The 21,869-nt window shown below is 44.8% G+C and carries 20 protein-coding genes; 16 read left to right on the top strand and 4 right to left on the bottom strand.

Annotation, left to right across the window (positions count from 1 at the left end; translation table 11 throughout):
- Positions 1 to 37 precede the first annotated feature (37 nt).
- The 9 genes from KH172YL63_RS14110 to KH172YL63_RS14070 all read left to right on the top strand — a co-directional run bounded on the left by KH172YL63_RS14110 (position 38) and on the right by KH172YL63_RS14070 (position 9,818).
- On the top strand, positions 38 to 1,819 hold the full coding sequence (locus tag KH172YL63_RS14110) for a methylmalonyl-CoA mutase family protein (protein ID WP_173106704.1): 1,782 nt from the start codon (positions 38 to 40) through the stop codon (positions 1,817 to 1,819).
- The gene (gene scpA, locus KH172YL63_RS14105) at positions 1,812 to 3,968 is read left to right on the top strand and encodes a methylmalonyl-CoA mutase (protein ID WP_173106703.1); all 2,157 of its coding nucleotides are present in this window, start codon (positions 1,812 to 1,814) and stop codon (positions 3,966 to 3,968) included. Before KH172YL63_RS14110 ends, scpA begins: the two co-directional genes overlap by 8 nt.
- Entirely contained in the window at positions 3,968 to 5,014 is a 1,047-nt protein-coding gene (meaB, locus tag KH172YL63_RS14100; protein ID WP_173106702.1) for a methylmalonyl Co-A mutase-associated GTPase MeaB, read from the top strand. Before scpA ends, meaB begins: the two co-directional genes overlap by 1 nt.
- Before the next feature lie 101 nt (positions 5,015 to 5,115).
- Entirely contained in the window at positions 5,116 to 5,553 is a 438-nt protein-coding gene (locus KH172YL63_RS14095) for a BrxA/BrxB family bacilliredoxin (RefSeq protein ID WP_173106701.1), read from the top strand.
- Between the two features lie 420 nt (positions 5,554 to 5,973).
- Complete coding sequence (locus KH172YL63_RS14090) at positions 5,974 to 6,756, top strand: transporter substrate-binding domain-containing protein (protein WP_173106700.1); 783 nt, start codon at positions 5,974 to 5,976, stop codon at positions 6,754 to 6,756.
- Between the two features lie 77 nt (positions 6,757 to 6,833).
- A complete protein-coding gene (locus KH172YL63_RS14085; RefSeq protein ID WP_173106699.1) occupies positions 6,834 to 7,493 on the top strand; it encodes an amino acid ABC transporter permease in 660 nt (219 codons plus the stop codon).
- Entirely contained in the window at positions 7,486 to 8,202 is a 717-nt protein-coding gene (locus tag KH172YL63_RS14080; protein ID WP_173106698.1) for an amino acid ABC transporter ATP-binding protein, read from the top strand. The genes KH172YL63_RS14085 and KH172YL63_RS14080 overlap by 8 nt, the downstream gene beginning before the upstream one ends.
- Before the next feature lie 106 nt (positions 8,203 to 8,308).
- On the top strand, positions 8,309 to 9,295 hold the full coding sequence (locus KH172YL63_RS14075) for an aromatic acid exporter family protein (protein WP_173106697.1): 987 nt from the start codon (positions 8,309 to 8,311) through the stop codon (positions 9,293 to 9,295).
- 19 nt (positions 9,296 to 9,314) lie between these two features.
- On the top strand, positions 9,315 to 9,818 hold the full coding sequence (locus KH172YL63_RS14070; RefSeq protein ID WP_173106696.1) for a L,D-transpeptidase: 504 nt from the start codon (positions 9,315 to 9,317) through the stop codon (positions 9,816 to 9,818).
- A 402-nt stretch (positions 9,819 to 10,220) separates the two neighbouring features.
- Here the strand turns inward: KH172YL63_RS14070 and prli42 are convergent, their stop codons facing one another.
- Entirely contained in the window at positions 10,221 to 10,316 is a 96-nt protein-coding gene (prli42, locus tag KH172YL63_RS14065) for a stressosome-associated protein Prli42 (RefSeq protein WP_173106695.1), read from the bottom strand.
- Positions 10,317 to 10,504: 188 nt separating this feature from the next.
- Between prli42 and mce the strand changes: the two genes are divergently transcribed.
- From mce to KH172YL63_RS14030, 7 genes are all read left to right on the top strand, one after another.
- Entirely contained in the window at positions 10,505 to 10,924 is a 420-nt protein-coding gene (gene mce, locus KH172YL63_RS14060) for a methylmalonyl-CoA epimerase (protein WP_232066032.1), read from the top strand.
- Entirely contained in the window at positions 10,924 to 12,471 is a 1,548-nt protein-coding gene (locus tag KH172YL63_RS14055; RefSeq protein WP_173106693.1) for an acyl-CoA carboxylase subunit beta, read from the top strand. The genes mce and KH172YL63_RS14055 overlap by 1 nt, the downstream gene beginning before the upstream one ends.
- Before the next feature lie 75 nt (positions 12,472 to 12,546).
- The gene (locus tag KH172YL63_RS14050) at positions 12,547 to 13,671 is read left to right on the top strand and encodes a tripeptidase T (protein WP_173106692.1); all 1,125 of its coding nucleotides are present in this window, start codon (positions 12,547 to 12,549) and stop codon (positions 13,669 to 13,671) included.
- 298 nt (positions 13,672 to 13,969) lie between these two features.
- Entirely contained in the window at positions 13,970 to 14,440 is a 471-nt protein-coding gene (locus KH172YL63_RS14045) for a chemotaxis protein CheW (protein ID WP_173106691.1), read from the top strand.
- A 22-nt stretch (positions 14,441 to 14,462) separates the two neighbouring features.
- Positions 14,463 to 15,716, top strand: coding sequence for a DNA polymerase IV (locus KH172YL63_RS14040; RefSeq protein ID WP_173106690.1), 1,254 nt, complete (start codon positions 14,463 to 14,465; stop codon positions 15,714 to 15,716).
- Between the two features lie 209 nt (positions 15,717 to 15,925).
- A complete protein-coding gene (gndA, locus tag KH172YL63_RS14035) occupies positions 15,926 to 17,332 on the top strand; it encodes an NADP-dependent phosphogluconate dehydrogenase (protein WP_173106689.1) in 1,407 nt (468 codons plus the stop codon).
- A 179-nt stretch (positions 17,333 to 17,511) separates the two neighbouring features.
- Entirely contained in the window at positions 17,512 to 17,985 is a 474-nt protein-coding gene (locus KH172YL63_RS14030) for a GNAT family N-acetyltransferase (protein ID WP_173106688.1), read from the top strand.
- Positions 17,986 to 18,100: 115 nt separating this feature from the next.
- Here KH172YL63_RS14030 and KH172YL63_RS14025 read toward each other — a convergent pair whose 3' ends face one another.
- Genes KH172YL63_RS14025 through KH172YL63_RS14015 form a run of 3 tightly spaced genes read right to left on the bottom strand, consistent with a single transcriptional unit; the run spans position 18,101 to position 21,793 of the window.
- On the bottom strand, positions 18,101 to 19,210 hold the full coding sequence (locus KH172YL63_RS14025; protein ID WP_173106687.1) for a Ger(x)C family spore germination protein: 1,110 nt from the start codon (positions 19,208 to 19,210) through the stop codon (positions 18,101 to 18,103).
- On the bottom strand, positions 19,207 to 20,286 hold the full coding sequence (locus KH172YL63_RS14020; protein WP_173106686.1) for a GerAB/ArcD/ProY family transporter: 1,080 nt from the start codon (positions 20,284 to 20,286) through the stop codon (positions 19,207 to 19,209). Before KH172YL63_RS14020 ends, KH172YL63_RS14025 begins: the two co-directional genes overlap by 4 nt.
- A 10-nt stretch (positions 20,287 to 20,296) precedes the next feature.
- Positions 20,297 to 21,793 carry a spore germination protein gene (locus KH172YL63_RS14015; protein WP_232066031.1) on the bottom strand — a complete coding sequence of 499 codons (1,497 nt, stop codon included), beginning with the start codon at positions 21,791 to 21,793 and terminating at the stop codon, positions 20,297 to 20,299.
- Positions 21,794 to 21,869: the final 76 nt, after the last annotated feature.

Below are 21,869 nucleotides of genomic sequence, written 5' to 3'. Positions count from 1 at the left end.
GTAAACGATTACAAAAAAGATCCGGAAGAGGGGTATTATGAAGCTTAATGACATGAAAGATCAAACATTCAGCCGTTTTACACTGGCAGAATGGCAGGATGCTGCCGAAAAAGCGTTAAAGGGGAAAGGAATTCAGTCATTACATACGAACACTTATGAAAATATTGAGCTGAAACCCTTGTATACAAAAGAAGATGTACCGGCACGAAATCGGGTGAAAGACTTCATTCCGGATGCAGGGGAAAAAATAACACGTACGCCGAAATGGTACATCGCCCAATCAATCAAGAGGTCTTCCTGGCGATCCCTTCAAGATGCAGTCACAGATGCTTTGGCCCGGGGGCAGAATTGTCTTTCATTTTCATTAGATCAACTTGATAGTGAAGGTCTCGCTTCTTTCATGGTAGAAACGGTGGAGGATCATGTTCCCGCCTTTGTGATAGAGGAACATACAGCTTCAGCTATATTCAATGTGGGTACTGCTTCAGATTTGATGGGGATGGTGGGCGTCATTGGCTTCGATCCTATCTCGTCAGGGCACGGTGAAAGCGGCCTTGAAGACTGGTGCAAGAAACTGGATGAAGCAGACAAGCATTTTCCCCAGGTAAGAAAGATCATAGTCGATTCGTCGTCTTATCACGATAAGGGCGCGAATGCCACACAGGAATTGGCCATCGCGCTAAGTGAAGGCGTATGCTATATCGAAACACTATGCGAGAAAGGCTGGTCTTTAGAGAAAGTGGCAGGAAATATGCACTTCCACTTCTCAATCGGAAGTCAGTTCTTTATGGAAATAGCGAAGATAAGGGCTTTTAAAAAGCTCTGGCAAGAGGTCCTGGCTTCTTACGGATTATCCGGAGAGAGATGCGCCCAAGCCGTGAGTGTGAGCGCGGAAACGTCTTCGTTCAGTAAATCTGCCCTTGATCCTTATGTCAATATGCTTCGCGGGGGAGGAGAAGCGTTTTCTGCGATCCTTGCTGGTGTAGATTATCTGGTTGTTTCTCCGTTTGATATGGTGACTGGGGAAGTGAGCCCGTTTTCTGAACGGATTGCCCGGAATACCCAGCTGATCCTGGGAGAGGAGGCTCACCTGGATAAGGTCGTGGATCCCGGGGGCGGTTCTTATTATCTTGAATGGCTGACAGAAGAAGTAGGGAAATGCGCATGGAAGGAATTCCAGCACATCGATCGAGCCGGCGGAATCCTGGCTTCTATTGGAAATGGTTCCCTTCATGAAAAAATAGAGAAACTGAGGGAATCCAGAATAAACGATTTGGCAACGAGAAAGCACTCGATGATCGGGACGAATATCTATGCGAATCTTGAAGAAGAAATTGGGTCGGTAGCCCCGGTTAAAGGAGAAAGGCTGTCACTGCCATTTGAAAGGTTAAGAGAGCGGGCAAATAAGCTTACCGGTAAACCGGTGGCTGGGCTGATCGGACTTGGGACATTGAAAGACCATAAACCACGGACGGATTTTGTTCAAGGATTTTTAGCAGCGGGAGGGGTCCATGCCAAAGTGGGCCAAAATGGTTCCGCGAAAGAAGATGTTCTGCAATTTGTTGAGGAGACCCGTTTTCCATATTATGTGATCTGTGGAAAAGATGAAGAGTATGAACATATGCTCCCGTTGATCATTGAATCCATCCATCAGATCGATCCATCGATTGTGGTCGATATAGCCGGAAAGGTTCCTTCAGGAAAAAGAGAGGAATGGAGTCGTACCGGATTATCCGGTTCCATATATATGGGTCAGAATATCCTTGAAAAGCTTGATGAACTACTATCCATTTGGGAGGAGGGGACAGAATATGCTTAAGCCTGATTGGCAGCACATCGACCCTTATGTAAAACAGGAAACGGCTGAACCAGAGTCATTACTTGGGAGCAGCTATGAAACGAATGAGCAGATCAACGTGCAATCCCTCTATTCAGAGGAGGACTCAAAACATATCTCCCACAAAGATGATCTGCCAGGTCTTGCTCCTTATACACGTGGTCCATACCCGACAATGTATGTGAACCGTCCATGGACAGTAAGGCAATATGCAGGGTTTTCGACCGCAGAAGAAAGCAATGCATTTTATCGAAGAAATTTAAGTATGGGGCAAAAAGGTCTGTCGGTCGCCTTTGATTTAGCCACCCACAGGGGCTATGACTCAGATCATCCACGGGTCGTGGGGGATGTTGGGAAAGCAGGGGTGGCGATTGATTCCATATTGGATATGAAGATTCTGTTCGACGGCATCCCCCTTGATCAAATGTCCGTGTCCATGACGATGAATGGAGCCGTTCTGCCGATCCTCGCCTTTTATATTGTGACGGCAGAAGAACAGGGTGTGACACGTGAGAAGCTGTCAGGGACGATTCAAAATGATATTTTAAAAGAATACATGGTACGTAATACGTATATTTATCCCCCTGAAACGTCGATGAAGATCATCGCTGATATTTTTGAATATACGTCTGTGCACATGCCGAAGTTCAACAGTATCAGTATTTCAGGGTACCACATGCAAGAGGCGGGTGCGCCGGCGGACATCGAGCTTGCTTATACGCTTGCTGATGGCCTTGAGTATGTCCGGACCGGTCTTGATGCAGGTATCGATATAGATTCGTTTGCCCCTCGTCTGTCTTTCTTCTGGGCGATCGGGATGAATTACTTCATGGAAGTCGCAAAAATGAGGGCTGCCAGGAGGATATGGGCAAAAATGATGAAAACATTCAACCCGCAAAATCCTAAATCGATGGCGCTCAGGACCCACTCCCAAACGTCCGGATGGAGCTTGACAGAGCAGGATCCGTATAACAATGTCATCCGTACATTGCTTGAAGCCCATGCAGCGGCGATGGGTCATACCCAGTCGCTCCATACCAATGCCCTGGATGAGGCAATTGCCCTTCCGACTGACTTCTCTGCCAGGATCGCCCGTAATACTCAATTGTATCTCCAGGAGGAAACAGGCATAACGAAAGTGATCGATCCATGGGCAGGTTCCCATTATGTCGAATCGCTCACCGATCAGCTGATGGAAAAGGCCTGGGGTCATATTGAGGAAATCGAAGAACTGGGCGGAATGACGAAAGCGATTGAAACCGGCTTGCCGAAAATGCGCATAGAGGAAGCGGCTGCCAGGAGACAGGCAATGATCGATTCCGGTGATGAATCGATCATCGGTGTCAACAAGTATCGTCTTGATCAGGAGGACCCGATCGAAACGCTCGATATCGATAATACGGTCGTCAGGGAAAAGCAGATCGCACGCATCCAACAGCTGAAAGAGGAAAGAAACGAAGCGGATGTCGAGAGCGCCCTGGAGGCACTGACGCTTGCAGCGGAGACCGGGGAAGGAAATCTTCTTGAAAAAGCCGTCGACGCCGCGAGGGCACGTGCCACATTGGGTGAGATTTCAGATGCCATCGAGAAAGTATCAGGAAGGCACAAAGCAACGATCCGTAGCATAAGCGGAGTGTACAGTTCGAACTTCTCCAATGAGCAGGAAATCAATACTGTGAAAGAAATGACCGAAGAATTCCTTGAGAACGAAGGCAGAAGACCCCGGATCCTCATTGCAAAAATGGGGCAGGATGGCCATGACCGGGGCGCGAAGGTCATCAGTACGGCATTTGCCGATCTTGGCTTCGATGTCGATATCGGCCCCTTGTTCCAAACGCCGGAGGAAACTGCACTTCAAGCCGTGGAGAATGACGTCCATGTGATCGGGGTAAGTTCTTTGGCGGCTGGCCACAGGACGCTTCTTCCCCAGCTTGTCGCGGAATTGAAGAAACTTGGGCGGGAAGATATCCTTGTTGTCATCGGCGGAGTCATACCGGCAAAGGATTATGAATTCCTGCTCAGCAACGGGGCATCAGCAGTCTTTGGGCCGGGGACGATCATCCCTGTTGCAGCCCAAAAAGTCATCCAGGAAATTTATGAAGTGCTCGGCTATGAGGAAGTGGCGGAATAATGAATCAACAGCCAGGAAGAAGAAAACGTTTCGTGAAGAAGAAAATAGAGCCAGTCTCGATTGCCGAATTGAAAGAGGGCATCCTGAATGGGAATCGAAGCGATTTGGCAAAGGCGATTACGTTAATTGAAAGCAATGCCGAAAAGCATTATGAAGCAGGACAAAGATTGCTGCAGGAGCTGCTTCCCCACACAGGAAACAGCTTCAGGATCGGCATCACAGGAGTGCCGGGTGCCGGGAAAAGCACGTTCATCGAAGCGTTCGGGGAAATGTTGTGTGAACAGGGTTTCCGTGTTGCTGTTCTTGCCATCGACCCCAGCTCCTCGATTTCAGGTGGGAGCATCCTTGGGGATAAAACGAGGATGGAGCAGCTGTCGAAAAACCCCCAGGCGTTTGTCAGGCCATCGCCGACTGCCGGGACGCTCGGCGGTGTTCATCGTAAGACGAATGAAACCCTCCTCTTGTGTGAAGCCGCAGGCTATGATCTGATCATCATCGAAACCGTCGGAGTCGGCCAGAGTGAAGTGATGGTCAGACAGATGGTAGATTTCTTCATGTTACTCGTCATCACCGGCGCCGGGGATGAACTTCAAGGAATGAAGAAGGGGATCATGGAACTCGCAGACATGCTTCTCGTGAATAAGGCCGACGGCGAGAACAAACCCCTTGCCGAAAAAACAAAGCGGGAGCTCAATCAAATCCTTCATTTCCTCCTTCCGGCAACGAAGGGATGGAGTTCAAAGGCTTATACTTGCTCAGCATTGAAGAATGAAGGCTTACAGGAAATATGGGACATGATGCTGCAGTTTCAAAGGCAAACGAAGGAGCAGGGCGTTTTCCAGGAAAGAAGGCTGTATCAAAAGCAGGAATGGTTCCACACGATGCTGAAAGAAAGAATTCTGTCAGACTTTTTCTATCAGCAAAAAATCAAAACATCCCTTCCTGAGCTGCAACAGCGTGTGAAAGAAGGGGAATTCACCACTTCACAGGCAGTCGAACAATTACTTCTTCAATATAAAGAAGCAATCATTGATGGGAATAGTTAATTTTAATTGAAAGATATGGTTTGAAATTGGTATGATAGGGGTACATCTTATCCTCCCGTTGAGAGAGGATGATAAAGTCAGCGATTAAAGGAGAGTTCACCATGGATATAGATTTCAATTTATTGATGAATGATGTGGTGCGTCAAGCACGACAAGAAATTGAGACAGCAGGATATACTCAATTAACGACTGAAGAAGAAGTGGATCAAGCACTTACGAAAGAAGGCACAACGTTGGTGATGATCAACTCAGTATGCGGATGCGCAGGGGGGATCGCACGTCCGGCTGCTGCCCATGCTATCCACTACGATAAACGTCCTGATCAACTGGTGACTGTGTTCGCCGGGCAGGATAAAGAAGCGACTGCGAAAGCGCGCAGCTACTTCACAGGATATCCGCCATCCTCACCGTCATTTGCTTTGCTGAAAGACGGAAAGCTATTAACGATGGTTGAAAGACACGAAATCGAAGGTCATGACCCAATGTCGGTTGTGAACAAACTTCAATCTTACTTTGATCAATATTGTGAAGAAGTATAAGAATCAATACTGAGAAGACCCGTCAGGTTCCCATCTCGCTATCTCCTTATAAGCAGATAGCGGTGGGGCCTGGCGTTTTTTTATGGAATCGATAAAGGGGACGGGGGAATAGGGGTTTAGTTAAAGAAAAATCCGGAAGAGTGAATCTGACTCATTCGGATTTTTTTGCGTTAAATAATCATTCAATCATTTAACACTGTATCACTGGATCTTGTATGTCGCCTCTTCACAATCCAGCGGTGTGTATGAAAACCTGTATATTAAGGTAGGGTGATCAAGGGTTATTTTCAGAAAATATAAACATTAATCGATATTTATAAAACATATTGCATAAAAATTAATCTCTGATACAATACGAATATAGTAATTAATATACATTATATATAATATTTATACAGAACCTATCAAGGAGGAATTTCAATGAAAAAGCTATTATCCCTATTATTCATACTGACTGTCTCTGCTGCTCTTGCAGCGTGCGGATCAGGTGAGGAAAAGTCAGACTCCACTTCAGGTGACACTGAAAAATTAATCATGGGAACGTCTGCTGACTATAAACCATTTGAATATGTTGACACAGCTAACAGCGATGAAATCATCGGGTATGATATTGATCTTGCGAATCTGCTTGCGGATGAATTAGGGTATGAAATCGAAATCAAGGATATGGAATTCAGCGGTTTGATCTCAGCGTTGAAAACAGGTCAGGTGGATTTCGTCCTGTCTGCGATGACACCGACTCCAGAACGACAAAAAAATGTTGACTTCAGTGATGTATACTACACTGCGAAAGATATGATCATCTCTACAAAGAAGAATGAAACCAAAAGTGAAGAAGACCTTGACGGAAAAACAGTCGGTGTTCAGTTAGGATCGATCCAGCAGGATGCTGCGGAAGAGCTGTCAAAATCAATTGATCTTAAAGTTGAAACACGTGACCGTATCCCTGAGTTGATACAAGATCTTCAAAATGGACGATTTGATGCAATCATAATCGAAAACACGGTAGCAAACGGTTATTTGAATAAAAGTGAAGACCTTAAAGGCTCTACGATGAATGTGAATGAAGAAGAAGCAGGTTCAGCCGTCGCACTTCCTAAGGACAGCGAGCTGACAGCTGAATTCAATGAAGCGTTGAAAAAGCTTAAAGAAAACGGTGAATTGGATAAACTCGCAGAAAAATGGTTTGACGGAGAACAGTAGATTGCTAGAAGGGCTAACCTTTCAACTGGTTAGCCCTTCCTGTTTCAATTCAAAGAATACACTTGGAGGAGATTACAATGCCACTAGATTTTGAACAAATGATCCCTTCTATTCCTTTCATCCTGGAAGGCTTGAAGGTCACACTTAAAATTGTCGGGTTAGCGGGAGTGCTCGGATTTGCTTTCGGTATTCTCCTCGCCCTTTGTAAAATAAGCACGGTTAAACCTCTGGCGATCTTTGCCGATATTTATACATCTGTCTTTCGTGGAACGCCTTTGGTGCTGCAGCTGATGATCATCTTTTACGGATCACCCCAGTTCACTGGTACACAAGTTGAACCTTATACGGCTGCGATCCTTGCTTTTTCACTCAATTCGGCAGCATACATTTCTGAAATCATCCGTGCAGGGATCAATGCGGTGGATAAAGGTCAAAAAGAAGCGGCCATGGCGCTCGGTGTGTCCTACCCGTTGATGATGAAGGATGTTATCCTGCCCCAGGCAATCAAAAATATATTACCTGCTTTAATGAATGAATTCATCACCCTAACGAAGGAATCGGCGATCGTGACCGTCATCGGTGCCGCCGATGTCATGAGACGTTCTTATATGGTCGGAAGCGACTTGTATTCATTCTTTGAGCCGCTTTTATTCGCCGGTTTGGTATATTATGTACTTGTCATGATTCTTACTCTGTTAGGAAAAGTACTGGAAGGGAGACTGCGTGGAAATGATTAAAGGTGAAAAGATTACCAAGTCATTCGGAAAGCTTCAAGTGTTGAAAGGAATTGACTTCTCGGTAGCCAAAGGGGAAGTTGTCGCATTGATCGGGCCGTCTGGATCAGGAAAGTCCACGCTGCTCCGCTGTCTGAACTTTTTAGAAGAACCGACTTCCGGTTCAATCTACTTTGAAGATCATCTCGTGAATGGGAAAAACATAGGGAAAGTCAGACAAGATGTCGGGATGGTGTTTCAACATTTCCACCTTTTCCCTCATATGACGGCACTTGAGAATGTGACTTACGCCCCGATGAAAGTGAAGGGGATGAAACGGGAAGAAGCCACTGCGCTTGGGAAGGATCTTCTGGCGAAAGTGGGATTGAAGGAAAAAAGTGACGAATACCCGAACCGTTTATCCGGTGGACAAAAGCAGCGTGTGGCCATCGCAAGGGCACTCGCGATGGAACCGAAAGTCATGCTGTTTGATGAGCCGACTTCAGCCCTTGACCCGGAAATGGTTAAGGAAGTACTTGAAGTCATGAAATCACTTGCCCATACCGGCATGACCATGATCATCGTCACCCATGAAATGGGATTTGCAAAAGAGGTTGCAGACCGGATCATGTTCATGGATGATGGAATGATCATTGAAGAAGGGGCGCCGCAGCCATTCTTCGCGAATCCGCAAAGTGACCGTGGAAAGGAATTCCTTGAAAAGATACTCTGATTACTTGAAGGATTAACGAGCACACTCGTTAATCCTTCTTTTTGAGTCGTCCCTCTTTTATGGTATTCTTAAGTAGCAAAAAAAGAGAGAGATAGGAGAAAGATGAATGTTTCGTATTGGGTACCGTACACTCAAGACAGGAATCGGCACGGCTGTCGCCATCAGCATTGCCCAATGGTTCCATCTGGATAACTTTGTATCGGCAGGGATATTGACGATCCTGTGCATACAGAATACAAAGAAAAAATCGGTGAACGCCTCATGGAGCCGCTTCCTGGCATGTTTGATCGCCATGGTGTTTTCCGCTGCCTTCTTTGAATTCCTTGCATACCACCCTGCCGTCATCGGGCTGCTGCTGCTTGTATTCATACCGATCACAGTAGCGCTCAATATAAAGGAAGGAATCGTCACAAGCTCCGTCATCATTCTACATATATACTCAGCTGGTAATGTGACGATCGGTCTGTTTGAAAATGAAGTGGGGATCATCACCATCGGGATCGGGATAGCACTTCTCATGAATCTTTACATGCCGAGCGTTGATAAACAAATGATCGACTATCAAGAAAAAATAGAAGCGAACTTTTATAAAATTTTCTGCGAGATGATCAATTATTTACGGACGAATGACAGCAAGTGGGATGGACGGGAAATCACCGAAACAGAGCGTTTGATCAAAGAGGCGAAAACGATCGCCTTTAAGGATGTTGAAAATCATTTCCTCAGGGACGAGAACTTATACTACTTGTATTTTAAAATGCGGGAAAAACAATTCGAAATTCTTCAGCGGATCCTCCCGATCGCCACTTCGATTTCATTGACCATCGAGCAGGGGAAGCGGATCGCTGAATTCCTCGAAGAGCTCAGTGAACATATCCACCCGGGAAATACAGCGTTATTCTACTTGAAAAAGCTGTACGACATGAAGGTGGAGTTCGAACAAATGGACTTGCCTAAAACACGGGAAGAGTTCGAAACCCGGGCGGCACTCTATCAGTTTGTGCAGGAAATGGAGCAGTATCTCCTACTTAAAAGTTCATTTAAAGGAATCAGGACGGATGAAAGGGAGCATAAAGAAGTAAACTATACCTAAAATGTGAAAAGGTGATCCGATGCGTTTACTTCTTGCCATCCTATTGTTTGCATCTCCCATTTGGCCACTTGGAAGGAACCCGGTGCCGGGAGACCCTTTCATCATCGTGAACAAAGAGAATAATCAACTGGCTTATATAGACGAGGGCAACATTCAGGCAACTTTCCCGGTAGCAACCGGTAAAACGACTGAACTGACGCCTGAAGGCTTATTCAATGTCACCGTGAAAGCGAAAAATCCATATTACCGCAAAAAGAACATTCCTGGCGGAGATCCGAGAAACCCTTTGGGATCAAGGTGGATAGGCTTTGATGCCAAAGGGACGGACGGCAGGATCTATGGCATTCACGGTACAAATCAGCCGTCCTCGATAGGCAAATATATATCGAACGGCTGCATACGAATGGAAAATAAACGTGTGGAATACCTTTACGAAAAAGTACCAATCGGAACGAAAGTCCTCGTGGTCAAGTCCAAGAAAAGCTTTAATGAGCTTGGAAGGGAATATGGTGCTTTAAAATAAGGGGAAAAGAAAAAGCTTTGGGGGGACCAAAGCTTTTTCTTTTTGTATTTTATTCTGCTCAGACGGCAATATATTTTAGTTAAAGCAGGTAGGGAGATCTCTTGGTACAGCGCTGTTGATTTCCGTGCAAGGCTTCGCTTTCCTCGGGCGGAAGGCAAGCCTGCGGGGTCTTGCCTACTCCGCTTTTCCCGCAGGAGTCTTCGCCTTGCACTCCAATCAACAGCTGGAACCAACTACAAAATTTAAATGGACATTCAAATAAAAAAACCGAACAACAATCTTCTTTAAAGAAAATAGTTTTTCGGTTTTTTCTGTACTAATAAGCGTCCTACCCACTTTGGTGATGTTTCTCCAGAGGGGATTGGTTATGCCCCTCCCTAGTCCTCTATCAAGCACTCATTTCTATAATAAGAACGTCAATCCTGCCATGATTGTCGTCGCGATCATCGCGAACAGCATGACATAGACAATGATTTTTTGCATTTTTTTGTTACCCATTGAATCGCTCCATTCTCCCATTTAATCATGAGATGATTTTCACCTCTATTCTATCGTGAATGTTAAAGGAAGACAACCTCGGGAAAAGAAGAAAACGCTTTATTTATTCGCCAGATAAGGAGGGAATTCGACATGCGGTATGGAATACTATAGATGTGGAGCATGCAAACAACAGGGGGATGATAGAGTTGAAAAAAGTAGATCATATCGGGATCGCAGTCTCATCTATAGACAATGTTCTTCCGTTTTACGAAGATACGCTCGGACTTTCACTCATCAAGATGGAAACAGTTGAAAATCAAGGGGTAAAAGTTGCATTCCTGGATGGGGGTAACCTGAAACTTGAGTTACTTCAGCCATTACATAACGACAGTCCGATTTCCGCCTTCATTGAAAAAAGGGGAGAAGGGATTCATCATATCGCTTTTTCGGTCGAAGGCATCGAGGAGCGAATCAAGGAATTGAAAGAAAAAGGGGTCCGTATGATCAATGAGACTCCAAAGAAAGGTGCAGGCGGGGCCGAGGTAGCGTTCTTGCATCCAAAGTCGGCTCACGGTGTACTTTATGAGCTATGTGATAAAACAGCCATCAAGGGGGAGCAATCATAATGGATATTTATGAGAAAATCAATGAATTATATGACCGCAGAAGAGAAGTTGAGCTCGGCGGCGGAGATAAGAAAATAGATAAACAGCATGAAAAAGGGAAACTGACAGCCCGGGAAAGGATCGATATTTTACTTGATGAAGGAAGCTTTGTCGAATTGAATCCATTCATTGAGCACCGATGTTCAGACTTTGGCCTGGATGGGGTACAGGGTCCCGGGGATGGAGTCGTGACCGGTTACGGAAAAGTAAACGGAAAACCTGTCTATTTATTCTCTCAGGATTTCACGGTTTTTGGAGGAGCATTAGGGGAAATGCACGCTAAGAAAATCTCCCATGTCATGGATCTTGCCGTCAAGAACGGTGCCCCGTTCATCGGTTTGAATGATTCCGGCGGTGCAAGGATCCAGGAAGGCGTAGTCTCACTGGATGGCTATGGCCATATCTTCTACCGGAATTCCATTTATTCAGGCGTCATTCCGCAAATATCCGTCATTATGGGGCCGTGTGCCGGGGGAGCGGTCTATTCGCCTGCCATCACGGATTTTGTATTCATGGTGGATGAAACGAGCCAAATGTTCATCACGGGTCCAAAGGTCATCGAAACCGTCACAGGTGAGAAGATCAGCTCTGAGGACCTTGGCGGAGCCAAGGTTCATAACTCGATCAGCGGGAATGCCCATTTCCGCGGAAAGACAGAAGAAGAAGTACTGCTTGAAGTCAGAAGATTACTGGCATATTTACCTCAAAATAATGAAGAGAAGCCTCCGCGCCTTGAAGTGGATGAAGAGGACGATTATCGTGCAAACCTGACTGACCTGATACCTTTTGATGCGATCCGCCCTTATGATGTGAGGACGGTAATCAATGAAATCGTCGATGAAGGAAGCTTCATGGAAGTGCAAAAGGAATTCGCTAAGAATATCGTCGTGGGGTTGGCACGCATAAAGGGTGAAGTCGTCGGTCTTGTATGTAATCAGCCTAAGTTCATGGCAGGGGGACTCGACATCGATTCATCAGATAAAGCAGCCCGCTTTATCCGTTTCTGTGATTCTTTTAATATTCCGTTGATCACGTTTGAAGATGTGACCGGCTTCTTCCCTGGAATCAAACAGGAACACGGGGGCATCATCCGTCATGGGGCAAAGATTCTTTACGCATATTCTGAAGCGACAGTACCGAAGATGACCGTAATCCTTCGAAAAGCCTACGGAGGCGCATATGTGGCATTGAACTCTAAATCGATCGGCGCGGATCTGGTCTTTGCCTGGCCGAATGCTGAGATTGCAGTGATGGGGCCTCAAGGGGCAGCAAACATCATCTTCGCAAGGGAGATTGCCGGAAGTGAAAATCCGGAAGAACTGCGTGCACAGAAAATCGAGGAGTACCGTGAGAAATTTGCCAACCCTTATGTGGCTGCATCGAGGGGGATGGTCGATGATGTTATCGACCCCCGTGAAACACGGATTAAATTGATTCAAGGATTAGATATGATGAGAAACAAACGGGAAGAGCGTCCGAAGAAAAAGCACGGGAATATCCCATTGTAAAAGTGGTTCCATTTGTTGTCCTTGACTATTCACGCTATACTATAGGAGTGAATACATAATTGTGGAGGTCTGGAAATGATAAATCATGAGCGTTTATTAAATGAATTCCTGGAATTGGTTCAAATTGACTCAGAAACGAAAGATGAAGCAGAAATCGCAAAGGTCCTGACGAAAAAATTCTCCGATCTTGGAGTGGAAGTATTCGAAGACGACACGATGGGGGAAACTGGCCACGGTGCCGGAAACCTGATTTGCACGCTGAAAGGAAATAAAGATGGTGTGGATACAATCTACTTTACTTCCCATATGGACACAGTCGTTCCTGCAAAAGGGGTCAAGCCGACGCTTAAAGAAGACGGCTATATTTACTCCGACGGTACGACCATCCTTGGTGCCGACGATAAAGCGGGACTTGCAACGATGCTTGAGTCCGTCCGTGTACTGAAAGAAAACAACATCTCTCACGGTGATATCCAATTTATCATCACGGTAGGCGAAGAGTCTGGTCTTGTTGGGGCTAAAGCCCTGGATTCATCTCTGGTAAAAGCGAAATACGGTTTCGCGCTGGATAGTGACGGCAAAGTCGGAAACATCATCGTGGCTGCCCCTACACAGGCAAAAGTGCGGGCAACCATTTACGGGAAAACGGCACACGCTGGCGTAGCACCTGAAAAAGGCGTTTCTGCGATTACCATTGCCGCAAAAGCGATCTCCAGAATGCCTCTTGGCCGCATCGATGAAGAAACGACGGCGAACATCGGCCGTTTCGAAGGCGGAAAAGCGACAAATATCGTGTGCGAACAAGCGGATATCCTGGCTGAAGCACGTTCCCTTGTTCCTGAGAAAATGGAAGCACAGGTGGAGAAAATGAAAGCTGCCTTCACATCCGTTGCAGAAGAAATGGGTGGAAAAGCAGAAGTTGAAGTAGAAGTCATGTATCCGGGCTTCAAGTTCAAAGATGGTGACGAAGTAGTGGAAGTCGCAAAGCGGGCTGCGAAAAAAATCGGACGTCCAAGCGAACTTCTTACAAGCGGAGGCGGAAGCGATGCCAACGTAATCGCAGGCTTCGGTGTACCAACTGTCAATCTGGCAGTTGGCTACGAAGAAATCCATACGAAAAACGAAAGAATGCCGGTGGAAGAACTGAACAAGCTATCTGAAATGGTAGTAGCCATCATTCAAGAAGTGGCTGGAGAATAAAAAAGCGTAGGCGGCTCGATCAGAGGCGACAAGCATAAGGCGAACCTGCCGGAAAGGGCGTTCTTTGCCTTTTTGGCAGGTTTGACTTATGACCTCGAGCCTCTAGCCGCCGGAGCTGGACAAAAAAAGCGCAGGCGGCTCGATCAGGCTTGCAGTATGAGACAACACAAAAATGTCCACGAATGAAGGTCAACCTTCATTCGTGGACATTTTCTTCATTCACACACCCACCAAATTTTTATAAAATATGGTACATTAGTATTATACATATTAGAAGTTTGAGAGGGGACGTTGAATAATGTCGAAAGTGGTTGTGTTTCATGCTGGTAAAGAAGAATATGCGCTGCCGATTGAGAATGTGGTATCAATAGAAAAATTGGAGGAAGTAAGATCTATTCCACACTTGCCGTCCTTTGTCCTTGGCCTGGTAAAGGTGAGAGGAGAATTGATCCCGGTTCTCGATTTAGGAAATATCCTGTACAACACATCTGCCATCGGGGAGGAAGGAATGTTCCTCATCGTCATTCAAACGAAGGCGATGCAAATCGGGCTTGTTGTGAAGGAAGCAAAAGAAATCCTTGAAGTACCGGCAGACTCGATGACGAATGTCGGTTTATTCGCATACTCTAAGACGAACTATTTTGCAGGCGTCATCAATCTCGACGATGCGCTGATCACCCAGATTGACCCGGATGTTTTAGTGGAAAGCTTAGAAGGTATGAAAGAGATACAGGAGTATGTGAAAGAACAGAAGGCCCATCAAAACTAGACAAAGAAAGACGCGATTGTAAATGAACCCACATTACCCCAAAAATGGACGAGTGATCCTTCATGTAGACATGAACAGCTTCTATGCTTCTGTTGAGATGGCATATGATCCCGCACTGCGGGGGAAGCCCTTGGCAATAGCAGGGAACCCAAAAGAAAGAAAAGGCATCATCGTCACATGTTCTTATGAAGCAAGGCGCTTCGGTGTGAAGACGACCATGCCTCTTTGGGAAGCAAAAAAACTGTGTCCCGACCTGATGATCATGACACCGAATTTTGACCGGTACCGCGCGGCCTCAAAAGGGATCTTTGATATCCTCAGACAATATTCTGATCTAGTCGAACCTGTTTCGATCGACGAAGGCTATATGGATATTACTGATTCCTTTGAAAAAGGGTCCCCCTTGCAAATAGCCTCAGATATACAAAACCAAATAGAAAGACAGCTCGATCTCCCTTGCAGCATCGGGATTGCACCGAATAAATTTCTGGCGAAGACCGCCTCCGATATGAAAAAACCGATGGGCATCACCGTTTTGCGCAAACGAGATATCCCTGCCAAGCTTTGGCCGCTTCCTGTGATTGAAATGCACGGGATCGGCCAGAAGACTGCCGAAAAGCTGAATGGTGTCGGGATTCAAACTTGCCGTGACCTTGCCCATGCAAATGACATTCAACTGAAATCCCTCCTTGGCATCAACGGCCTCCGCCTCAAAGAGCGGGCAAATGGGGTCGACAGGCGCAACGTTGACCCTGATTCGATTTATGACTATAAGAGCGTGGGGAACTCGACCACCCTGCCAATGGATACGACGAATCAGCAGGAGCTGGTCGGTGTCATAGAAAAGCTGTGTGAAAAAGTGTCGTCACGCCTTAAACAAAAAGATGTGCTGGCGATGACGATTCAGCTCATGATCAGGGATAAATTCAGGAAAACGATCACCCGGAGCAAGAAGCTTGAAAATCCGATCGACAAAAAAGAAGACCTTGTTTACTTTGCAAAGGATTTATTGTTGAAGCATTGGAATGGAGACCCGGTCAGGCTTCTCGGTGTCACCGCACAAGACGTTGTTGAAAAAAGCGAAGCCACCGAGCAGCTCGATCTTTTTTCTTACAAAAAAGCAGCGGAAAAAGAGCCTCTTTATAACGTCTTATCCCAGCTGCAGGAGAAGTTTGGAAAAGACTCGATCTCTCAGGGGATAAAAGGGAAAAATAAAAAGAAATCATTTGACCCGAAACAGGATACTAGCTTCAATAAAGACTTTTTGCGGGAATGACTTGTTAATAATCGGACAACTTAAGTAAGATGATTGCCTTATAAGACTGAATATTTGCATCATGATCTTGTTCTTGTTAGATTGAATAGGAGTATGAAATATTAGGTTTTAGTGAAATGGCATGTTTCTTTCATTCCTCTGAAACCAATATTTCAGGCGCCAGAGGGTGAAGAAACGATTATTACAATGGTGAAAGGAAGTTGACAAGTATGTCTCAAGAAATTGGTGTAATCGGTTTAGCCGTAATGGGAAAAAATTTAGCATGGAATATTGAAAGCAGAGGTTATTCTGTTTCTGTATATAATCGTTCCCGTGAAAAGACGGATGAAATGATCAACGAATCAAAAGGCAAGAATGTAGCGCCTACATATACAATCGAAGAATTTGTTCAATCATTAGAAAAACCCCGCAAAATTTTGCTGATGGTGAAGGCTGGGAAGGCGACCGATGCAACGATCGATCAGTTGAAGCCTCATCTTGAAAAAGGGGATATCCTGATCGATGGGGGGAATACGTTCTTCGAAGATACCCGTCGTCGTAATCAAGAGTTGAGTGAACTGGGTATCCATTTCATTGGAACCGGTGTGTCCGGCGGAGAAGAAGGAGCGCTTACAGGCCCTTCCATCATGCCTGGCGGTCAGAAAGAAGCTTATGACCTTGTTGCGCCGATCTTGAAAGACATTGCGGCAAAAGTGGATGGTGATGCGTGCACAACTTATATCGGTCCGGACGGGGCAGGACACTATGTGAAAATGGTGCACAACGGAATCGAGTACGGTGACATGCAGCTGATTGCAGAATCGTACTTCCTGATGAAGAATGTGCTTGGACTGAGTGCGGAGGAGCTTCATGAAGTGTTTGCCGATTGGAATAAAGGTGAACTGGACAGTTATCTGATTGAAATCACCGCGGATATCTTTACGAAGAAAGACGAGGAAACCGGGAAGCCGATGGTCGATGTGATCCTTGATAAAGCAGGGCAGAAGGGTACCGGGAAGTGGACGAGCCAAAGTGCATTGGATCTTGGCGTTTCACTGCCGATCATTACAGAGTCGGTATTTGCCCGTTTCATCTCTTCCATCAAGGATGAGCGCGTGAAGGCAAGCAAAGTGCTGAATGGACCGGAAACAAAAGCATTCCAGGGTGATAAACAAGCGTTGATCGAATCAATCCGTAAAGCCCTTTACATGAGTAAGATTTGTTCATATGCACAAGGGTTCGCCCAAATGCGCTCAGCTTCCGATGAGTACAACTGGGATCTGCAGTACGGAGATATCGCCATGATCTTTCGCGGGGGATGCATCATCCGTGCTCAATTCCTGCAGAAAATCAAAGAAGCGTATGACCGTGAAGCGCAGCTTTCGAATCTTTTATTGGACCCGTATTTTAAAGAAATCGTTGAAAGCTATCAGTATGCCCTTCGCGAAGTCATCAGTGTGGCCGTACAAAACGGTGTGCCGGTGCCTGGCTTCTCTGCGGCATTATCTTATTACGACAGCTACCGTACAGCAACGCTTCCTGCGAACCTGATCCAGGCCCAGCGTGATTACTTCGGTGCCCATACGTATGAGCGTGTCGATAAAGAAGGCATCTTCCATACCGAGTGGATGAAGTAATTCAATGAAAGAGAAGACAGTTGTAACAAAGTCTTCTGCTTAACCCAAAATCCGGACGCATTCGAATTCTGAAATCGGATGATCGTCCGGATTTTTTTATTTATCTGAAATTGTTCATTAAGTCGACGGTGCTGTTGTTTGCAATGGACATGATCATCATTTGTAGAGGAGGATGGGAAATGGAATGGATGTTCCAACCGATTAGCATGAGAGATGTTAAATTAATTGATTCATGGAATTATGATGATTTCATTGAACAAGTTTCCATGAAGCCGTACTTTCATTCATTCGAAGAAACAGGCAGGTTGATTGGTCCAGGTGGATGTGAAGGTTTTGTTGTGATGTCCCGCAATGAAGCTGTCGGTTTGTTCGAATACAGTATTGACAGCAGAATCTTGTATATAGGGCTTGCTTTAAATCCTTCTTTAACAGGGAAAGGATTGGGGCTCGACTTTGTCCGGAAAGGGCTCGAGTTTGGCCTTTCACATTACAACCAACAAATAGATGAGGTCCGCCTGTATGTAGATATTAGAAATACGCCTGCCATCCGTGTATACGAAAAAATCGGCTTTGAAGCGATAGGCGAGGAGGCTGGTGACAGAGAAATGAGGTTGATGGTAAAAGGGGAGACCTTGGATAGTAAACATAATTAGTGGAACTTATTCACGCTTAAGAATCCCAAGCAGAAGAATCCTAAGATAGGATTAACTCATTTGCCTGGTATGATCTTAAGGTGACGGGAGCTCACATTCTGTTGCTCCCGATCCATTATTTTGTCTGCCCGGTATTCACAAATTTCATTTGAATGGTCACATCAAAATCGATTTCAGGATAGACTTCTTCCCAGTTCAGATGATTCCAATCCTCATAAGAAAGTTTGTTCCGAACGTATCCACCGATCCCGACGGGGTCCACCTTTAGTTGCTGTGTCAATTCCAGGAATTCCTCCGATTTCTTTTCCATATAAGCATTGATCTTCTTTTCTAACTTCATTTGCGTTTTCTTTGAATCTGTCAGTTCATCATTCGTATATTCGAGCATGCTTCCGTTGAGCTCGATGGAGATTTTAACAGTCTTGGGTATATGGTTGTTGAATGCTATATCTATATCCCAATCTTTTTTGACGTAGTCAAACATCAATTGATTAGAGAACACATGTGTGTCATCCGGGGGCGCAATCTCAAAGCTGAATGTCCCCCTTGGTGTGTTTTTACGTAAAGTAAATAAAATGCCTGATAAGGTGGGGGAGAGATGGTGAACAAATCGGTCATCTTTAAAGAGGGCATATCCATCTAAGCTGATATTATCACTCCTTAATTTGTAGTAGGGCATAATCGGATCAATTCCGTCATCGTAATAATCTCTGATAAATTGATATGTATTATAGTTGATCCGCTCATTTTCATCGTCAAGCTTTTCAATGAAGGTACGTAAATACAGTGAGCTGTTTGTCCCTTCAATCGGTTTAAAGTCCAGTATTTCCTTTGCTGGTCCTTCTGTGACCGCAAAATATACTCTCGGTCCGAGACTCGGATCCCGCATATAGGTATCGATAATATCCTGAACACCGACTTTTGCCAGTTCGCTTCCGAATAGGGCAACGGTGATTTGGCCACTGACAAGTTTAAGATTTGAACGATGGTTGAGCCGTATTCTCGAATCTTTGCTTGATTTTGCGTTAACCGTCAGTATTTTATTTTGATAGACACCTTGTTTCGTTACATTTGGATAGTTAGCTGTAACCATCAGTGGAAGCTCCTGATCTTCAGACAGGTCATAACCAATCGCATCCAACATCCCCAGTTTATCAATGACATTCCTTTCACAGCCAAGCATCAGGCATATCATGGCTATGAACAGATACCTCAAAGGTTTCATGACGTTACGTTCCTTTCTTTGACCTTATTAAGCCCTATTAATACCAATAAGAAAATTGGAAGAGCAATTGCGATGGCTGTATCTATATACGTCAGCCACTTTAGCCATTCATCCACTTCCCGGCTGATTTCCGGGATGAAAGATAGAAGCGCACCGACCGTTAACAATAACAAACTGATAAAGTCAGGTTTCAGCTTCTGAAATGAGTGAGATACCAATTCCTTGCTCGCCCATAAATACATGACGACGGTAATCAATACTTTTAAAGCGAACAGTGTAAAGATCAGATTTTCAACCCTCTCTACAAATGGAAATTTCACATATTCAATCAAGGTAATGACAGGGTATAAATCATTCAGTATATACTTATAACCGAAGAATCCATAGCACACAAAACTTACGGTGATATAAATGAACGATGTAATGCCATTTCCCAAAATGACACCCTTTGTGAAATTCTTCTGAACATGGGGGATGAGAAATAAGCTTAGCTCGTAGCCTAAAAACGCTGAATATACACTCAACCCTCCTGACAAAAGATCTTTTTTCCCTTCCATCAAAAACATTGTCATCCGGGTAAAACTGAATTCTGATAGATGGAAGGTCAGTAAAAGCATCGTCCATATGGTCAGGAAAAATAACAGGACGGTCGCCTTTCCGATTTCATAGATGCATCCCTTTAATAAGAGAAAGCTCATGAGAAAAAACATGCCTACAAATATAATCGAAGGGGTATCACGGAAAAATAACATCTTAAGAAGTAAAATGTACTTTTTTGTCACCATGGTTGCGAGAAGGGTGAAAATGATACTCACCGTCAAATAAAAAGGGATTGCCAACCATTTTGGGATCACATTCTCAATGATGACAAAGATTGATTGACCTTCCCCCCACTTGTTTACCAAACTGATTAACAAAATGTTTAAGGTGACAATCACACAAATGACGACGATCCCAATCCATCCATTGGTCCCGAATGCTTCGGCGGATAGTCTCGGAATGCTGAACAGGGTGATGCCCGATTGAATCATATATATTAGCAGTGCCAATTGAAATGGATGGAGTTTTTCCTTCATAGTAAATCGCCTACTTCTTCATCTTGTTAATATCTTCATTGGATGTTCTGACCTGCTCAGGGCGATCTTTGATCATCATGAAAGGCGCCCTGATGATTGTGTCCAGCCAATCATTAAAAAAAGTCGGAGAAAAAGGGATCATATAAGGTGTTTTCAGTGATGTTAAAGTAGACAAGTGAATGACCAACAAACCCAGTCCGAACACCAATCCCATGTTCCCCCAAAAACCCGCCAGCAGGATAAAAGAAAAGCGGACGATCCGGATGGATGCACTCATCACATAACTGGGGATCACAAAGGATGAGATGGCTGAAACCGCAACTGCAATGATTAAAATATTACTTGTAATACCTGCTTCAACAGCCGCCTGTCCGATTACAATCCCACCTACAATGCCGATTGTTTGCCCGATTTTAGTTGGGAGACGTGCCCCAGCCTCCCTTAGAAGCTCAATGACCAACTCAAGAAATATCGCCTCAATCAGAGGGGGGAAGGGTACTTTGCTTCGCGATTCTATCAGGCTTGGCAATAACTCCTGTGGAACCATTTCATAATGGTAGGTGGTGATGGATACGTAGCTTGCTGTAAACGCAAGCGTAATGACGAGGGCGAGTAACCTGAGCAGCCGAATAAAAGTGCCGGTTATCCACCGCTGACTGTAATCATCCACTGACTGGAAAAAATCAAAAAAGCTGACAGGGGCACAAAACACATAAGGGCTGCCCTCTACAATTCCGATGATCCTGCCTGCTAATAATTTCGAGGCGCAGACATCCGGTCTTTCTGTTGTGAAAAACTGCGGGAAAGGAGATACTGGTTGATCATCTATCATCTGAACAAGGATATTGGTATCCAAAATACCAGTGTACTCAATCTTGTTGATCCGCTCCTTTAGGTCTTTCAATTCTTCTATGGGCGCAATATCTTCTATATATAATAATGTGATGGATGTTTTCGTAATTTCTCCGGCACTTAAGCTCACCGTTTTCAAATGAGAACTTCTCACTCTTTTTCGGATGAGGGAGATGTTCACATCGGATGATTCAATGAATGCTTCGTGTGGTCCCAAGATGACAGATTCTGTTTCAGATTCCTCGATAGACCTTTTTTCCTCACCATCTGCTCTTAAAGAAAATACTTTGTTATCAAGAAAAAGAACAATATGACCGTTAAGGACATCCATCACTGCCTGTTTGTTTGACTTGATTTCAAGTATTCCATCAGAATCTATTTGCCGATGAATAGGAGTTGAATCGCCTTTACTGATCCACTCTAATAATTCTTCATTCAGTATTTGTTTATCCACCAGCGTATCGAAATAAATGCACTCAATTTCCAGGTCTTTGAATTGTCTGTGCCTGAAATCCTCACAATCTTTAAACTGATCCACAATATGGCCGAAGTCCATTGGTTGGCTGTGTGGATTGGAGGGGAGCTTTGAGGATTCATTTGTTGAAGCCATTCCCTCTTTCAGCGTTAATTTTTTGATGAACGAAAGTAATCCCATAGCAAACCCTCATTTAGTTGCAGTTTGTGCTATTTTTTCCAAACAGCACTTTTCTATTCTAAGCATGAAGACTTAA

Source organism: Bacillus sp. KH172YL63, assembly GCF_011398925.1.
Taxonomy (GTDB): domain Bacteria; phylum Bacillota; class Bacilli; order Bacillales; family Bacillaceae_B; genus Rossellomorea.
Note: the sequence above shows the minus strand (reverse complement) of the source record. Positions and strands in the feature narration are given on the sequence as shown.

Coding starts and splice junctions, on each gene's coding strand:
- meaB (WP_173106702.1), top strand. CDS start 3,968: ATGAATCAACAGCCAGGAAGAAGAAAACGTTTCGTGAAGAAGAAAATA.
- KH172YL63_RS14110 (WP_173106704.1), top strand. CDS start 38: ATGAAGCTTAATGACATGAAAGATCAAACATTCAGCCGTTTTACACTG.
- KH172YL63_RS14025 (WP_173106687.1), bottom strand. CDS start 19,210: ATGAAACCTTTGAGGTATCTGTTCATAGCCATGATATGCCTGATGCTT.
- KH172YL63_RS14080 (WP_173106698.1), top strand. CDS start 7,486: ATGATTAAAGGTGAAAAGATTACCAAGTCATTCGGAAAGCTTCAAGTG.
- KH172YL63_RS14085 (WP_173106699.1), top strand. CDS start 6,834: ATGCCACTAGATTTTGAACAAATGATCCCTTCTATTCCTTTCATCCTG.
- KH172YL63_RS14095 (WP_173106701.1), top strand. CDS start 5,116: ATGGATATAGATTTCAATTTATTGATGAATGATGTGGTGCGTCAAGCA.
- gndA (WP_173106689.1), top strand. CDS start 15,926: ATGTCTCAAGAAATTGGTGTAATCGGTTTAGCCGTAATGGGAAAAAAT.
- KH172YL63_RS14070 (WP_173106696.1), top strand. CDS start 9,315: ATGCGTTTACTTCTTGCCATCCTATTGTTTGCATCTCCCATTTGGCCA.
- scpA (WP_173106703.1), top strand. CDS start 1,812: ATGCTTAAGCCTGATTGGCAGCACATCGACCCTTATGTAAAACAGGAA.
- KH172YL63_RS14020 (WP_173106686.1), bottom strand. CDS start 20,286: ATGAAGGAAAAACTCCATCCATTTCAATTGGCACTGCTAATATATATG.
- KH172YL63_RS14075 (WP_173106697.1), top strand. CDS start 8,309: ATGTTTCGTATTGGGTACCGTACACTCAAGACAGGAATCGGCACGGCT.
- KH172YL63_RS14030 (WP_173106688.1), top strand. CDS start 17,512: ATGGAATGGATGTTCCAACCGATTAGCATGAGAGATGTTAAATTAATT.
- KH172YL63_RS14015 (WP_232066031.1), bottom strand. CDS start 21,793: ATGGGATTACTTTCGTTCATCAAAAAATTAACGCTGAAAGAGGGAATG.
- prli42 (WP_173106695.1), bottom strand. CDS start 10,316: ATGGGTAACAAAAAAATGCAAAAAATCATTGTCTATGTCATGCTGTTC.
- KH172YL63_RS14050 (WP_173106692.1), top strand. CDS start 12,547: ATGATAAATCATGAGCGTTTATTAAATGAATTCCTGGAATTGGTTCAA.
- KH172YL63_RS14045 (WP_173106691.1), top strand. CDS start 13,970: ATGTCGAAAGTGGTTGTGTTTCATGCTGGTAAAGAAGAATATGCGCTG.
- KH172YL63_RS14055 (WP_173106693.1), top strand. CDS start 10,924: ATGGATATTTATGAGAAAATCAATGAATTATATGACCGCAGAAGAGAA.
- KH172YL63_RS14040 (WP_173106690.1), top strand. CDS start 14,463: ATGAACCCACATTACCCCAAAAATGGACGAGTGATCCTTCATGTAGAC.
- KH172YL63_RS14090 (WP_173106700.1), top strand. CDS start 5,974: ATGAAAAAGCTATTATCCCTATTATTCATACTGACTGTCTCTGCTGCT.